Source organism: Bacillus sp. 03113 (assembly GCF_006546985.1).
GTDB lineage: Bacteria > Bacillota > Bacilli > Bacillales > Cytobacillaceae > VATK01.
Map to the genome: position 1 here is coordinate 1 of NZ_VATK01000034.1, position 15083 is coordinate 15083.

Genomic DNA, 15083 nt, shown 5'->3' on the forward strand with positions numbered 1-15083 from the left:
CGAACACGGAAGTTAAGCTTTTCAGCGCCGATGGTAGTTGGGGGCTCTCCCCCTGTGAGAGTAGGACGTCGCTAGGCTATTATTTTAATAATATCGTCGCGGGGTGGAGCAACGAGCAAAGCTTCACAGAAAAAACGACGAGTTGTACCGATCGAGCAGCTTCTTAGAATCATCTACCTGAGATCGGGACAGTCCATTTGCAAAATTTAAGCATAGAGAAATAATTATAATATTATTATCGCGGGGTGGAGCAGTCTGGTAGCTCGTCGGGCTCATAACCCGAAGGTCGCAGGTTCAAATCCTGCCTCCGCAATCAATTAAGGATCAACAAACGAAACATAGTTTCGTTTTTTTTATTGTCTAAAAATGATCATGACTCAACAATTTTTGCTGAATGGATAAAAATCATGTAAACTACAAATAGAAAAAGCTCACTGAAGAGATGTATCCTTAGTTTTATCAAAGGAGAAAGATGTCTGCAAAGCTGACTAAAAAATGCAAGCAGCCGAAAGGCGAGCATTTGAGCTTTTCTTATTACATAATTATAGGTGATTCTCATAATGAACCAATATGAAGTAATTTCAACTGGATCTGAAGATACAATTAACTTTGCTAAAAATCTTGCTTCTTTTTTAAAACCAGGGGATGTAATAGCCTTAGAAGGAGATTTAGGTGCTGGAAAAACAACCTTCACAAAGGGATTAGCACAGGGGTTAGAGATAAAAAAGAATGTGAATAGTCCAACCTTTACGATTATCAAAGAGTATGAAGGTATCATGCCACTTTATCATATGGATGTTTATCGAGTGGAGGATTCCTTTGAAGACTTAGGCTTTGATGAGTATTTTAATGGTGAGGGCGTTACGGTAGTTGAATGGGCACATTTGATTAAAGAGCAGCTACCAGAAGAGTATTTATCCATCTATTTATATAATGTAAAAGATAATCAGAGAAAAATTGTTTTGAAGCCGATGGGCGATCGATATGAGCAATTATGTAAGGAGATTTTTTCATGAAGGTGTTAGCTATTGATACGTCTAATCATGTATTAGGAATATCTTTGTTAGACGAAGAAAAAGTGATTGGCGAATATATAACAAATGTCAAACAAAATCATTCCGTAAGAGTGATGCCAGCGATTGAAAACTTAATGAAGGACTGTCAAGTAACTCCAACAGACCTTACTAAAATTGTTGTAGCTAAAGGGCCAGGCTCCTATACGGGTGTAAGGATTGGTGTAACGATAGCTAAGACGCTTGCTTGGACATTACAGATTCCTTTAGTCGGAATCTCCAGTTTAGAGGTTTTAGCTGCTTCTGCAGCCCGCTATTTTAATGGATATGTGTCTCCTTTATTTGATGCTAGAAGAGGACAAATATATACAGGACTATACCAATATGAAAATGGTCAAATTCAAACAGTTGTTAAAGACAAGCTAGTCCTTTCGAAAGATTGGGCAGAAGAAATAAAGCCATTTAAGAAAAATGTTTTATTTATTGGAAATGATTTACCTTTACATCATTCTATTATTAAAAAAGCATTAGGAGATTATGCGCTTTTTGCGGAGATGACAGAACACAATCCTCGTCCTGCAGAATTGGGCTTATTAGGAATGAATCTACCTGGAGAAGATCTTCATTCTTTTATTCCAAACTATATACGCTTAGCCGAGGCTGAGTCTAAATGGTTAGAAGCAAACGGGCTTAAAAAAAGTCAATAGATAAGGTAAGGAAGTAAAAAGATGGATAAACCATATAAATTTCGTTTTATGAACGAGATGGATATAGATCAGGTGCTAAACATTGAACATGTATCTTTTACAACTCCGTGGAGTAGAGAAGCTTTTTATAACGAGATGACTCAAAATGAGTTTGCTGTTTATGTTGTTGTAGAATTAGATGAACAGGTTATCGGCTATTGTGGTGCATGGATTGTGGTTGATGAAGCTCATATTACAAATATTGCGATCCTACCTGATTATAGAGGAAAGAAGCTAGGAGAAGCATTATTGAAAAATGTCATGTTCGTAGCAGAAAATATGGGAGCAAAAACGATGACTCTTGAAGTTAGAATATCCAATCATATCGCTCAAAATCTATATCGTAAGCTGGGGTTTAAGGACGGTGCGATACGAAAAAAATATTATACAGATAATCAGGAAGATGCTTTAGTAATGTGGGTGAATTTATAAATGAAACAAGATCAATATATTATGGGTATTGAAACTAGCTGTGATGAAACGGCTGTAGCTATTATTAAAAATGGAAATACGATTGTATCAAATGTTGTCGCATCCCAAATTGAAAGTCACAAAAGATTTGGAGGTGTTGTTCCGGAGATCGCTTCAAGACATCATGTTGAACAAATTACAATTGTATTTGAAGAAGCTTTAAATAGTGCAGGAATTGATTACAAAGACTTAAATGCGATTGCTGTTACAGAGGGGCCAGGGCTAGTTGGTGCTTTACTAATAGGCGTCAACGCAGCAAAAGCAATTTCATTTGCTCATCAAATTCCACTTGTGGGTGTTCATCATATTGCAGGGCATATTTATGCTAATCGATTTGTAGCAGAAATGCAATTTCCACTCTTATCATTAGTCGTTTCAGGCGGTCATACTGAAATTGTGTATATGAAGGAGCATGGACATTTTGAAGTCATTGGCGAAACAAGAGACGATGCAGCAGGTGAAGCTTATGATAAAGTAGCTAGAACACTTCATCTCCCTTATCCTGGTGGCCCGCATATTGACAAGCTTGCTCAACAAGGAAATCCAGTGATAGATTTACCTAGGGCATGGTTAGAAGAGGGATCCTATGATTTCAGCTTTAGTGGATTAAAATCTGCGGTTATTAACACTGTGCATAATGCCCAACAGCGTGGTGAGACGATCAAGCCTGAGGATTTGGCAGCAAGCTTTCAGCAAAGTGTCGTTGATGTACTTGTGACTAAAACAGTAAAAGCTACTAAAGAGTATAAAGTGAAACAAGTCTTATTAGCAGGGGGAGTTGCTGCTAATCAAGGACTGCGAATGGCATTAAAAGAAGCATTTATTCCATTAGAAGGGGTAGAGTTAATCATTCCACCTCTTTCACTTTGCACCGATAATGCGGCAATGATTGCAGCTGCTGGAAGTATATTATACGAAAAAGGCTATAGATCGATGATGGACTTAAATGCAAAGCCAAATTTGGATATAAGTATCCACAATGAGTAATAAAGAATAGGAAAAAATCCCTGTTTTAACGGGGATTTTTTTGTGTATAACTAAATAATAAATCATTCTTTCTGTTGAAAATGTGGATAAAAATAGATTTGTTTGTGGATGATGTGGAAAAACATGTGGAAAGCTTATATATAAGTAATCCAATTGTGAATAATTTTGTGGATAAAAAGAACCGGGATAGAAATATATACCCGGTTCTTTTGTCTTATTCTGACAATTCTGTCCATTCATCCATAAGGTTTTCTACTTCTGATTTATATTTAGCGATTTCGGTATTAATGACAAGAACTTTTTCATGGTCTAAATAAATGGCTGGATCACACAGAAGTTCTTCATTTGAACTGATTTTTTCCTCTAGCTGCTCGATGCCTTGCTCGATTTCAGCGAGCCTTCTTTGCTTTTGTCTTTCTAGTTTTTTGTTTTCTTTATCAATTTGATAGTCACTTTTTTCTTGTAAAATAATACGATTTGTTGCAGTCTTTTCGTTTTCTTCCATTATTTTAAGCTCTTCTTGCTCTGATTTTTTTTCTACATAATAGTCATAATCACCGAGAAAATCGATGATTGCATCTTTGTTCAGTTCAAACACTCTAGAGGCAATTCGATTAATAAAATAACGGTCATGTGAGACGAGTAAAATGGTGCCTGGAAAGTCTATTAATGCATTTTCAAGAATTTCCTTACTATCTAAATCGAGATGGTTTGTAGGTTCATCCAAGATTAGTAAATTAGATTTTTGCATCATTAGTTTTGCCAAAGCTAATCTAGCTTTTTCTCCGCCACTAAGAGTAGAGACAGATTTTAATACATCATCGCCAGAAAAAAGAAAATTGCCAAGAATAGTTCGAATTTCTTTTTCATTTTTTAGTGGATAATCGTCCCAAAGCTCATTTAGGACTCTTTTATTTGATGTGAGATTAGCTTGCTCCTGATCGTAATATCCAATGGCTACGTTCGTTCCAAACATAATATCTCCAGCCAGAAGAGGGAGTTTTTTTATAATGGTTTTTAATAAAGTCGATTTGCCAACTCCATTAGGTCCTACAAGTGCTATGCTCTCTCCTCTTGTTACGCTAAAGGTTATATTTTTGGATACCTTTTGATGATCATAGCCGATTGCAACATTAACTGCTTTTAATACGTCATTTCCCGACTGTTTTTCGATATCAAAATGAAAGAAAGCTGATTTTTCGTCTCCTAGTGGATGACCCATTAATTCCATTTTTTCTAACTTTTTCCTTCTACTTTGCGCTCTTTTTGTGGTAGATGCCCGAGCAAGATTCCGATGAATGAAATCTTGAAGTTTTGCTACTTCATCTTGCTGTTTTTCATATTGTTTTAACTCTTGTTCGTATTTTTCAGCTTTTTGTTCTAAATAACGACTATAATTACCAGTATATTTACTAATATAGTGTCTTGAAATTTCATATACCTGTGTAACTACTTTATCTAAAAAATAGCGATCATGGGACACAATTAATATGGCGCCAGCATAACCTTGCAGATATTGCTCCAGCCAGGTTAATGTTTCAATATCTAGATGGTTAGTAGGTTCGTCAAGAATGAGAATATCAGGCTTTGTTAAAAGTAGTTTTCCTAGCGCTAATCTTGTTTTTTGTCCACCACTTAAAGAGGAAATCTTTGTAGCATAATCAAAGTTGTTAAAATTTAATCCATGAAGGATGGAGCGAATGTCTGCCTCATATTGATATCCGCCTTGTTCTTTAAATTGATTTTGTAGTAAGTCATATTCCTTTAAAACTTTTGTATAATTCTCTTGGTTATCTGCTTCCAAAGGATCAGCCATTTTTTCTTCTAACTTTCTTAACTCATTCTCTAGTTGTATCAACGGAGTAAAGACTGTTAGCATTTCATCCCAGATTGTTCGCGTCGATTCTAAACCAGTATTTTGAGCTAAATATCCAATTTCAACTTCTTTTGGCTTTATGATTTGTCCTGAATCATAGGAAAGATGGCCTGCTAAAATCTTGAGTAAGGTAGATTTTCCTGCACCGTTTCTCCCTACTAAGGCAATTCGATCTCGAGTTTGAACTTCTAGCTTAATATTCGATAAAATTAGGTCAGCCCCATAATATTTTGTTAGTTGATTTGCTTGTAAAAGAATCATTTTTTCACCTCAGTATTATAAAAACAGTTTAACTCAATCTTGTATAAAACTTCAATCATATGTGAAGCAGGTTACAAAGTTTATACATATGAATCAAAATAGTGTATTATTTTGTTTAGAGGTGTTTGAAAATGACAGACTTTACTCATTTTAATAATGAAGGAAGAGCCAAAATGGTCGATGTAAGCGATAAGCCTGAAACATATCGTACTGCTACAGCTCAAACGAGCGTAATTGTTAATAAAGAGATTTATGAAAAAATTACGAAGAACAGTATGAAAAAAGGAGATGTGCTTGCAGTAGCTCAAGTAGCGGGGATAATGGCAGCGAAAAAAACATGGGAGATTATTCCTATGTGCCACCCAATTCCATTAACAGGGGTGGATATTTCTTTTTCATGGGAAACTATAGTTGAAAACGAGTACACATTGTCAATTTCTGTTTTTGTAAAAACAAAAGGGAGTACAGGTGTTGAAATGGAAGCGTTAACAGCAGCATCGGTAACTGCTCTTACCATTTATGATATGTGCAAGGCAGTGGACAAAGGAATCATTATAGGTAAAACTATGTTAATGGAAAAAGTCGGAGGAAAAAGCGGAGAATTTAAAAGAGAAATGAATGATTAAACTATTATTATAGGCAGGGGATTTATAATGACTAATGAAATCATGAAGATTCCACAGGCAACAGCAAAGCGATTGCCGTTATACTATCGCTTTTTACAAAATCTCCACTCATCAGGAAAACAACGTGTTTCTTCTGCAGAGCTGAGTGAAGCAGTAAAAGTTGATTCTGCAACGATTAGAAGAGATTTTTCTTATTTCGGTGCATTAGGAAAAAAAGGGTATGGTTATAACGTTCAATATCTTTTATCTTTTTTTCGTAAGACATTAGATCAGGATGAGGTAACCAAAGTTGCCTTAATAGGGGTAGGGAATTTAGGGACAGCTTTTCTTCATTATAATTTTCTGAAAAACAATAATACGAAAATAGCAGTCGCTTTTGATATACAGGTAGAAAAAGTAGGAACAAAAATCGGAGAAGTTCCTGTTTATCATCTAAATGAATTAGAAAAAGTAATTGAAGAAAATGATATCCAGGTTGCGATCTTAACCGTCCCTGCACCTGTTGCTCAGACTATTACAGATCGGCTTGTATCAGGTACGATTAGAGGAATTCTAAACTTTACTCCAGCAAGATTAACCGTCCCAGCTAGAATAAGAGTACACCATATCGATTTATCAGTAGAACTTCAATCGTTGGTCTATTTCTTAAAGCATTATTCTACAGTTGACCAAGACGAGGAATCATGATTCATACTTTAATACTCATCGAGATTATCATTGCCAATAAAAAATGAGCCATTTGCGAGGCTCATTTTTTATTTTGAATGCTTTTAATTTTGAAATGAATCGCAACCATTTTAATGCCTGACCCGAAATCAAAGGTTGCTAAAATGATTAATAAATAAGTAAAGAAACTCCAGCTTCCATCGGCACTAATATTATTAATCGCAAAATAAGTAAATAACACTCCTAGAGATATATATAAAATCCCTGAAAAAAAAGGTGACTGTTTCATTTAAAATCCTCCAATGAAATGATTAACTTTTTCGAATTGTTGAAGCCATTTCATTAAATGCTCTTGATTTAATTGAATAACGACTACAAGTGTATTCATGGCAACATGGGCAAAAATAGGCACGATAATTCGATTCGTTTTTATATACAAAAAAGCAAAGGTAAAACCCATGGCCGAGTATAATAATACATGTTCGACCTCAAAATGAGCAAGTGCAAAGATTACCGAGCTGATGAGACTTGAAAGAAAAAAATTCATTCTTTTATAAAGACTGCCAAAAATAATTTTCCGAAAAACAATCTCTTCTAAGATGGGGCCGATTATAGAGCTAACTAGAATAAGCAAAGGGACTGCTTTAATTAGCTGCAGGATTGCTTGCGTATTTTTTGAGCCCATCTCTACCCCAAGCATATTTTCAATACTTGCTGCAATGGATTGAGCAAATAGGGACATAAAGATGCCGGCAATCGCCCACAAAAGAGAGATCGATGGTGAAGCAGCTTGCTTTGTACGTACAGGATTGTTCTGTTCTTTTCGCAAAAAAAACAAAACAAGGATAAGTGCGATGGTGAAGCTGAAAATGAGCCAAATAGAAGCTGAAATCGCTTTAACTTCTTCGTATCGATACCCTAAACGAAAGGCTATAAAGGCTACTAGTGGAACACCTAAAAAGCTTGACAGCTGCATCAAAGTATAAGTAATTAAGATAAACCAATATTCCTTTTTCAAATGATTATCTCCTTTTAAATGTTAAGAAGTGATTTCTATACACTAACATTCATTCTACTCATAAAGAGGGAGATGTTTCAATCAGAAGGCAATAAAAGTAATAAAAAAGTAGAAAAATAAAGTAGAGACTGTCTAAATTGCTCGAACGTTTGGAAATAATGAGAGAAGATGAATTTAACGAATTTTTTACAAAAATATAATGGTTCATACTTGCAAATCATTCTGAGATTATTTAATATAATAGTTGTGTTAGCACTCATATAAAGAGAGTGCTAATAAAAATGATTACATATAATTTGAGGAGGTTGTTTCACTTGTTAAAGCCACTAGGTGATCGTGTTGTAATTGAGCTTGTTGAAACGGAAGAAAAAACTGCAAGTGGTATTGTATTACCAGACACTGCTAAAGAGAAACCTCAGGAAGGCAAAGTTGTTGCTGTAGGTAAAGGTCGAGTTCTTGAAAGTGGTGAGCTTGTAGCTCCAGAAGTTTCTGTAGGCGATTCGATTATCTTCTCAAAATACGCTGGTACTGAAGTAAAGTATGAAGATAAAGAATATTTATTGTTACGTGAAAACGATATTCTTGCTATTGTTGAAAAATAAATCATTTAGATAAGCTTCATGTTTGGTATAAGGTGCATAAAAATTATAGCATCATTGTGCCAAATCCGTGTTGATATTGCTTAAACAACTGTTGAAATATTAAAGGAGGGTTATATAAAATGGCAAAAGAAATTAAGTTTAGCGAAGACGCTCGACGTTCCATGCTTAATGGAGTTGATGCGCTTGCAAATGCTGTAAAAGTAACTTTAGGACCAAAAGGTCGCAACGTGGTTCTTGAGAAAAAATTTGGTTCTCCACTAATTACAAATGATGGAGTAACAATTGCAAAAGAAATTGAATTAGAAGATGCTTTTGAAAACATGGGAGCAAAGCTTGTTGCAGAAGTGGCAAGCAAAACAAATGATGTTGCTGGTGACGGTACTACAACTGCAACAGTTTTAGCTCAAGCGATGATCCGTGAAGGACTTAAAAACGTAACAGCGGGTGCGAACCCAGTGGGTATCCGTAAAGGAATGGAGAAAGCCATTTCAACTGCTATTGAAGAGCTTAAAACGATTTCTAAACCAATTGAAGGAAAAGCATCTATTGCTCAAGTAGCAGCTATTTCTGCAGCTGACGAAGAGGTTGGTCAATTAATCGCAGAAGCAATGGAACGTGTTGGAAATGACGGTGTCATTACTATTGAAGAATCTAAAGGCTTCACTACTGAATTAGACGTTGTGGAAGGAATGCAATTTGACCGTGGATATGTATCGCCTTACATGGTTACTGATTCAGATAAAATGGAAGCGGTTCTTGAAAATCCATATATTTTAATTACAGATAAGAAGATCTCTAACATTCAAGAAATCTTACCTGTGTTAGAGCAAGTTGTACAACAAGGTAAACCATTATTAATCGTTGCTGAGGACGTTGAAGGCGAAGCTAACGCTACATTAGTATTAAATAAGCTTCGTGGAACGTTTACTGCAGTAGCTGTTAAAGCTCCAGGATTCGGTGACCGTCGTAAAGCAATGCTTGAAGATATCGCCATTCTAACTGGTGGTGAAGTGATCACAGAAGAACTTGGCCGCGATCTAAAAACGACGACAATTGATTCTTTAGGACGCGCTACTAAAATTGTTATCACTAAAGAAAACACAACAATCGTAGAAGGTGCTGGAGTAGCTGCTCAAATTGCTGCTCGTGTGAACCAAATTCGCGTTCAATTAGAAGAAACAACTTCTGATTTCGATCGTGAAAAATTACAAGAGCGTCTAGCAAAATTAGCAGGCGGAGTAGCAGTTGTAAAAGTTGGTGCTGCAACTGAAACAGAATTAAAAGAGCGCAAACTACGCATTGAAGACGCACTTAACTCAACTCGTGCTGCTGTTGAGGAAGGTATTGTTTCCGGTGGTGGTGTAGCCCTTCTTAACGTATACAATAAAGTTGCTTCATTAGAAGCTGAGGGTGACGAAGCGACTGGTATCAACATCGTATTACGTGCGATTGAAGAGCCAGTACGTACGATTGCTCACAATGCAGGTCTTGAAGGTTCAGTTATCGTTGACCGCTTAAAACGCGAAGCAGTTGGAACAGGCTTTAACGCTGCAACTGGCGAATGGGTAAACATGATCGAAGCTGGTATCGTAGACCCTACTAAAGTAACTCGTTCTGCACTTCAAAACGCTGGCTCTGTAGCTGCTATGTTCTTAACAACAGAAGCTGTTGTTGCTGACAAACCAGAAGAAAATGCTGGCGGCGGAATGCCTGATATGGGCGGCATGGGCGGTATGGGTGGAATGATGTAATCAGTGCTAAAAACCCTTGTTACATAGGGTTTTTAGGAGTTAAATTGTTCGCTCTAGCATCCGAAAAGTGATCGGAACCTGCCAGAAAACTATCATAAGAGGTCTTTTGTTAAGTTTTAATACTTATTAAAGGCCTCTTATTTTACTAATTTCCTTTATTAGTTTGAGAGTAATCCTATCAAGTCAGTGTCAGAACAGTCTAGTCTAAACCTTACTTTAAAAAACCAAAATGTTTTTTAAAACGACTTGGCTTTTTTATGTTATTAAAAGTTATAGTTAAAAGTATGCAGTTTTATTATCATAAAAGCATCAATATCTTGTATTGCTCTATTTCTACAATGACTCCCTTAAAATCTTCTTTGGCTGTTTCTAGAATGTAACCAGAATTAACTTCATCATTCCCCATACATTATTACTTTAAATTCAGCACAAAGCGTAACTAACTCTTAAGAATAAATGTATAATTATATTAAAATAATCTACTTAAATTACATTTTATACAGTTGTAAAACATTTGATTTATAGCGGTGTTATTATAAATATACGCAAAATCAGAATGACTCTCCTTTTTTAATACGGATTAATTAAGGGGCAAAAGTTACAAAAAAATTTACTAATTCTTTAAAAAATTCGTAGTCTAAATAGTTCAAACAGATATTATTAATTATAGATTGCATTAGTAAATTTAAAATAAAAAGGAGGATTGTAAGTGCTAGAGAAAATTGGTAAAAATGATAATTCGGAAAGTCAGAGAATTATTGAATCTTTTTATAATCAAGTTAAAGACGTTTACGATGGATTTCTTTATGCTGGATATCCTATTTATAATGACATGTTCTCAGAAGAGCCTGTAAAAGTAGATTCAATTCTTATTTCTAATAGAGGTGTATTGATAATACATATTACTCAACAAAATTTAGTTAGTTTTGAAGACGTTCAAGATAATCTTTATAACAAAATTGAAGTGAAGATGAAAAGCTATAAATTCTTATTAAATAAAAGGAGTTTACTATTTGACTTAAATGTGGTGTCTGTATGTGAGAATACCCAATCAACAGATAATGTTGTGAAAAATGCTCGAGAGCTAGTAGAGTATTGTCAAAAGAATTTGAATGATAACATTGAATTTGAATTGGTTAAAAAAATAAATTCTGCAGTTCAAGAAGCTTATGGATTAGGAAAAAGAGAGAATATTGACTTTGAAAAAGGTACAAAATCAGAGCTAATCTCTAATATGAACAATATTATTGAAACCCATGATACACGTCAAATGGAAGCAATTTTAGCCGATCCAGTTGGAATTCAACGGATAAGAGGGATGGCTGGGAGTGGAAAAACAATTGTTCTTGCTAGAAAAGCTGTTGAACTTCATACAGCTCACCCGGAGTGGAAAATACTGGTTACATACAATACTCGTTCTGTTAAACCTATGTTACAAAGTCTTATCGACAGACTTTACAGAAAAAAAAATAATGGTCAAAAGCCTAACTATGATAACCTGATTATAATGCATGGATGGGGTAGTGCATCTTCACCTGGCTTCTACTATTATCTATGTAAATATTACAATGTAGAAACTTTAAACTTAAATCAAGCTAAAATGAAGTTTGGAAGCAATCGGGCATTTGAAGGTGTGTGTAACAAGTTATTAAAGGAAATTACTCATTTCAAAAAGTTATTTGACTGCATATTAATTGATGAAGCTCAAGATTTTCCTGTTCCATTTTTTCGATTGTGCCTAAATAACTTAGACCAACATAAGAGATTAGTTTATGCATACGACGAGTTGCAAAAGTTAAACGAAGAAGCAATGCCTACACCAAATAAGATTTTTAATTGTGATATAGAAATTGATACCCCTTTAAAGGTATCATACAGGAATCAGAGTAGTGTTATAGTTACAGCCCATGCAATAGGTATGGGAATATATAGAGATCTAGATAATCAAAATGAAAATTTAGTTCAGATACCTGAATCTAATGATATATGGGAAGTTATTGGATATGAATCTGATAACGAAGTCAGAGCGCATCAAGAGATTAATTTATATCGAACAAAAGAAACAAGTCCTGATTATTTAAATACTGATGTAAATTCTTTAGTTAAGATTTATAAATTGAAGGATAATGATGACCAATATGAAAAATTGATAGAATTAATAAGAAAAGACATTGCCAAAGAAAAGGTGCCAGTCAAAGAAGTTATGATTATTGATATGGATACTTTATATCACAAAAATAACTATAGTAACCTTAAATTTATTATTAATGGTAAAGGAGTGAAAGGAAAAATAAATGTACATCTTGCTGGAACACTGCATCCAGAAGATTTTTCAAGAGACGATTCGATTGTCTACAGTAGTATTCTAAGAGCAAAAGGAAACGAAACGTTCGTAGTTTACATTGTAAATAGCCAAGAAAGCATGAGTAATCTTTCTCCTATAAAAACCAGGAACGAATTATTTACTGCAATTACAAGGAGTAAAGGGTGGGTTAATATTCTTGGTTATGGTGAAAAAATGCAAAATCTTGAAAATGAATTTAATAAGGTTACAGAAAATAACTATCAATTATATTTTAAAAGATATCCTTCTGAAGAAGAAAAGAAAAAAATCCGAACTACAAATATTGACTTAAAGAAAGAAGATGTTATAGCAATAGACAATATGGAAAAACTCCTAAAGAATTTACCAAAGGATAAATTTAATGAAATTATGGAAAAGTTTAATGAACTAAAAAAGGATTTATAAAGTAGGTATTTTCTATGAGTAAAAAAGATATAGTAAATATGTTATTAAAAGAATATATAATGATATATAGTCTACTTTATGAAAAAAGATATATAATTGAACATAGAGAATTAAGTCACAGTCATACTGGAAAAGATATGCATGAGCTTACATGGTCCGGTAGAAACCAAGAGGCTAATGTAACATTTGATACTAGCTTAGAAATAACTCCAATTATAGATACATTATTGCAAGAGGAACAATTTTCATTTCTTTTTTATGACAAAAGTATTATGCAAGTGGAGTATAAAATAAAATCAAATGAAATTGTTAAACAAAGGTTACAATTTATAAAAAAAAGTAGCCGTGTAAGAGCTATAGAAGAAATACAACAACTAGAGGGAGAATTTACTGAAGTAGAAGGTAGTAATTGGTTTGAAGAAGAATCAGGGATTCCGGTTTTCTTAAGAGTTGATTATGATCCGGACAATCATGAGGACGTTTATCATGCGAAATCTCATTTTGTAATATCGAATATTAAAGATTGTAGGATTCCTATGAAATGTAATTTGTCGTTGGTGAAATTTGTAGAATTGATTTTACATCAAATTTATAATGAATATGACCTTAGTATTAAGGATATTTTAGGTCATAAAGATGAAATTACACAGAATGAAAAATTAGTAATGCATTTAGATTGGTAACAATAAGTGTGTGAATTCAGCTGAGGAGGGTTTCTTTAGCTTATAACGACTTTTTTTATTTAACTTATGAAATTTTCAAAAGGTTCGGCTTTGTGGAAATTAAACGGTACTTTTTATTAATTAGTTGGAAAGGAAAAGTAGTATAGTACATTTGAATCATGTCAATATCTGAACAGAAAAAAGTTAAATCTATTTAGGAGCGAGCACCCATTCATGGATGGTCCTGTATCTAGAGAAATCAGTCAAGAGAAAAAAGTACTCTTGATTGATCTCTCAGGATACAGGAATACAACCTATGAATGTCATTCCTAAAAAAATGTTAAGGTAAAATGAGCCTGTAGGTCTAATCCTTCTTCTTATCAAATCGCGTGCTTTCAGCAAAATCTTTGTTTCAATATATTGAAAAAGTGCCTAACGTGATGCTTCAAAATTTGTATATACGTTTGATACACCTCATCCTTCTACAAAATTGCGTGAAATTACTCGATGTAGGCGTTATCATACGGGCAGCCTTTCCGACTGTAAGAATAGACAAATTTTGCTTCTTTATCGCTTTTTCAAAGACTTCACTTATATATTAAGTATTATATCTGTGTGTAATATCTAACCTTCTTCTGCTTGCTAAACATTTCGTTTGATAATGATTGAAGAACAAGTTCTACAGTCATTGATTGTGAAAATGAGTAACCAACAACTTTCTTTGTATGCAAATAAAGAACGGAAGCCAAATAACACCAGCCATCTTTTATGGATATAGGTAATATCTGTAACCCACTTCTCTCATTGATACTAGTCGTTTTAAAATCCTGTTTTCAAAGATTCTCGCTCTCTCTACTTAACTTGCGGACGGAGCAGGACGGATTTTTTTAATGATGATAGATTGAATTCCTGTTTCTTTCAAGATTCGTTGTACTCCTTTCAAACTAACAGAAAACCCACCTTGTTCCAAAAGAAAATGAATTTTCGGTGCACCATAATGGCCTATACTCTCCTTGTGGATGATTTTTAAGCGCTTCAAAATAGCTTCATTTACAATTTCATACGAACGTTGGATATTAAAGAACCTAATAAAAATAATAATTTATTATAAACATACAATAAAGAGGAGATTTAATGCCTAATTTATTAGAAATTTACAAAGATAAACAATACGTGAATATATATTTCTTTATCCTAACATAAGTTTTAAAAATAGTGATGACCATTGGTAGTGGTTATCACTATTTTTTGTGTGCGCCCGGCATGGGCTATAACTTGGTGGTGAAAGTCCACTACAGGCTTTGCAGTAGGAACTGTTAGCGGTGTCCACCGCGAGGTGGAATCTGAAGGAAGCCGGAGGCAAAATCCCGAACTGACGGACAGAAACTGTATATAAGGCTGAATTGGAATGGACGAGTTTGCACAACAAAACAAAGTCCGATACTGCACATTTTCCATACAGTAAATACAGCAGTTAGATGGGAGGAAGGTTATAGCTCTTACCCGGGGAGGTCTCACGGACGATTATAAACAAGTTTGTTTCTAAGTGACAATCCATTCTACTGAATCAAAAGCCCTTTGTAAACGCTAGAATAAAGTTGACAGTTTTCGCTTGATAAGATTTTACACTTTTGCTCAATCAACCTACTACTTTA

Annotated in this window: 14 protein-coding genes, 1 tRNA gene and 1 rRNA gene; 12 read left to right on the forward strand and 4 right to left on the reverse strand. The window is 34.4% G+C overall.

The annotated features are described in order from the left end of the window. From rrf to tsaD, 6 genes are all read left to right on the forward strand, one after another. A 5S ribosomal RNA gene (gene rrf, locus FDO66_RS21595) occupies positions 1-77 on the forward strand; the annotation flags it as partial. Between the two features lie 162 nt (positions 78-239). Next, a tRNA-Met gene (locus FDO66_RS20215) sits at positions 240-313 on the forward strand. A 247-nt stretch (positions 314-560) separates the two neighbouring features. Beyond that, positions 561-1016: a tRNA (adenosine(37)-N6)-threonylcarbamoyltransferase complex ATPase subunit type 1 TsaE gene (tsaE, locus tag FDO66_RS20220; protein WP_141434460.1), complete on the forward strand. Its 456-nt coding sequence runs from the start codon at positions 561-563 to the stop codon at positions 1014-1016. Next, complete coding sequence (gene tsaB, locus FDO66_RS20225; RefSeq protein WP_141434461.1) at positions 1013-1720, forward strand: tRNA (adenosine(37)-N6)-threonylcarbamoyltransferase complex dimerization subunit type 1 TsaB; 708 nt, start codon at positions 1013-1015, stop codon at positions 1718-1720. The genes tsaE and tsaB overlap by 4 nt, the downstream gene beginning before the upstream one ends. A 21-nt stretch (positions 1721-1741) precedes the next feature. Further along, positions 1742-2191, forward strand: coding sequence for a ribosomal protein S18-alanine N-acetyltransferase (rimI, locus tag FDO66_RS20230; RefSeq protein WP_141434462.1), 450 nt, complete (start codon positions 1742-1744; stop codon positions 2189-2191). Then, a complete protein-coding gene (gene tsaD / locus FDO66_RS20235) occupies positions 2192-3217 on the forward strand; it encodes a tRNA (adenosine(37)-N6)-threonylcarbamoyltransferase complex transferase subunit TsaD (protein ID WP_141434463.1) in 1026 nt (341 codons plus the stop codon). Between the two features lie 214 nt (positions 3218-3431). Here tsaD and FDO66_RS20240 read toward each other — a convergent pair whose 3' ends face one another. Continuing rightward, positions 3432-5354 carry an ABC-F family ATP-binding cassette domain-containing protein gene (locus tag FDO66_RS20240; RefSeq protein ID WP_141434464.1) on the reverse strand — a complete coding sequence of 641 codons (1923 nt, stop codon included), beginning with the start codon at positions 5352-5354 and terminating at the stop codon, positions 3432-3434. Between the two features lie 131 nt (positions 5355-5485). On the opposite strand from FDO66_RS20240, the gene moaC reads away from it, so the two are divergent. Beyond that, positions 5486-5980: a cyclic pyranopterin monophosphate synthase MoaC gene (moaC, locus tag FDO66_RS20245; protein WP_141434465.1), complete on the forward strand. Its 495-nt coding sequence runs from the start codon at positions 5486-5488 to the stop codon at positions 5978-5980. 27 nt (positions 5981-6007) lie between these two features. Beyond that, positions 6008-6667, forward strand: coding sequence for a redox-sensing transcriptional repressor Rex (locus FDO66_RS20250; protein ID WP_141434466.1), 660 nt, complete (start codon positions 6008-6010; stop codon positions 6665-6667). Between the two features lie 61 nt (positions 6668-6728). On the opposite strand, the gene FDO66_RS20255 is transcribed toward FDO66_RS20250, so the two are convergent. Both FDO66_RS20255 and FDO66_RS20260 read right to left on the reverse strand, forming a co-directional pair. Next, positions 6729-6935 carry a YdiK family protein gene (locus tag FDO66_RS20255; protein WP_141434467.1) on the reverse strand — a complete coding sequence of 69 codons (207 nt, stop codon included), beginning with the start codon at positions 6933-6935 and terminating at the stop codon, positions 6729-6731. Beyond that, complete coding sequence (locus FDO66_RS20260) at positions 6936-7664, reverse strand: type II CAAX endopeptidase family protein (RefSeq protein WP_141434468.1); 729 nt, start codon at positions 7662-7664, stop codon at positions 6936-6938. A gap of 314 nt (positions 7665-7978) precedes the next feature. Between FDO66_RS20260 and groES the strand changes: the two genes are divergently transcribed. The 4 genes from groES (at position 7979) to FDO66_RS20280 (ending at position 13449) form a co-directional block, all read left to right on the forward strand. Next, complete coding sequence (gene groES / locus FDO66_RS20265) at positions 7979-8266, forward strand: co-chaperone GroES (RefSeq protein WP_141434469.1); 288 nt, start codon at positions 7979-7981, stop codon at positions 8264-8266. A gap of 119 nt (positions 8267-8385) precedes the next feature. Beyond that, positions 8386-10017, forward strand: coding sequence for a chaperonin GroEL (groL, locus tag FDO66_RS20270; RefSeq protein ID WP_141434470.1), 1632 nt, complete (start codon positions 8386-8388; stop codon positions 10015-10017). A 709-nt stretch (positions 10018-10726) separates the two neighbouring features. Continuing rightward, complete coding sequence (locus tag FDO66_RS20275; RefSeq protein WP_141434471.1) at positions 10727-12766, forward strand: DEAD/DEAH box helicase; 2040 nt, start codon at positions 10727-10729, stop codon at positions 12764-12766. A gap of 14 nt (positions 12767-12780) precedes the next feature. Then, on the forward strand, positions 12781-13449 hold the full coding sequence (locus tag FDO66_RS20280; RefSeq protein ID WP_141434472.1) for a DUF2290 domain-containing protein: 669 nt from the start codon (positions 12781-12783) through the stop codon (positions 13447-13449). An 835-nt stretch (positions 13450-14284) separates the two neighbouring features. Here the strand turns inward: FDO66_RS20280 and FDO66_RS20285 are convergent. Beyond that, positions 14285-14467, reverse strand: a complete 183-nt coding sequence (locus FDO66_RS20285) for an IS3 family transposase (protein WP_181444686.1) — start codon at positions 14465-14467, stop codon at positions 14285-14287. Positions 14468-15083: the final 616 nt, after the last annotated feature.

What these genes read in the sequence shown, in the direction of transcription:
- FDO66_RS20250 (WP_141434466.1), top strand. Translation starts at nt 6,008, where the DNA reads ATGACTAATGAAATCATGAAGATTCCACAGGCAACAGCAAAGCGATTG.
- tsaB (WP_141434461.1), top strand. Translation starts at nt 1,013, where the DNA reads ATGAAGGTGTTAGCTATTGATACGTCTAATCATGTATTAGGAATATCT.
- tsaD (WP_141434463.1), top strand. Translation starts at nt 2,192, where the DNA reads ATGAAACAAGATCAATATATTATGGGTATTGAAACTAGCTGTGATGAA.
- FDO66_RS20240 (WP_141434464.1), bottom strand. Translation starts at nt 5,354, where the DNA reads ATGATTCTTTTACAAGCAAATCAACTAACAAAATATTATGGGGCTGAC.
- tsaE (WP_141434460.1), top strand. Translation starts at nt 561, where the DNA reads ATGAACCAATATGAAGTAATTTCAACTGGATCTGAAGATACAATTAAC.
- FDO66_RS20255 (WP_141434467.1), bottom strand. Translation starts at nt 6,935, where the DNA reads ATGAAACAGTCACCTTTTTTTTCAGGGATTTTATATATATCTCTAGGA.
- groL (WP_141434470.1), top strand. Translation starts at nt 8,386, where the DNA reads ATGGCAAAAGAAATTAAGTTTAGCGAAGACGCTCGACGTTCCATGCTT.
- moaC (WP_141434465.1), top strand. Translation starts at nt 5,486, where the DNA reads ATGACAGACTTTACTCATTTTAATAATGAAGGAAGAGCCAAAATGGTC.
- rimI (WP_141434462.1), top strand. Translation starts at nt 1,742, where the DNA reads ATGGATAAACCATATAAATTTCGTTTTATGAACGAGATGGATATAGAT.
- FDO66_RS20280 (WP_141434472.1), top strand. Translation starts at nt 12,781, where the DNA reads ATGAGTAAAAAAGATATAGTAAATATGTTATTAAAAGAATATATAATG.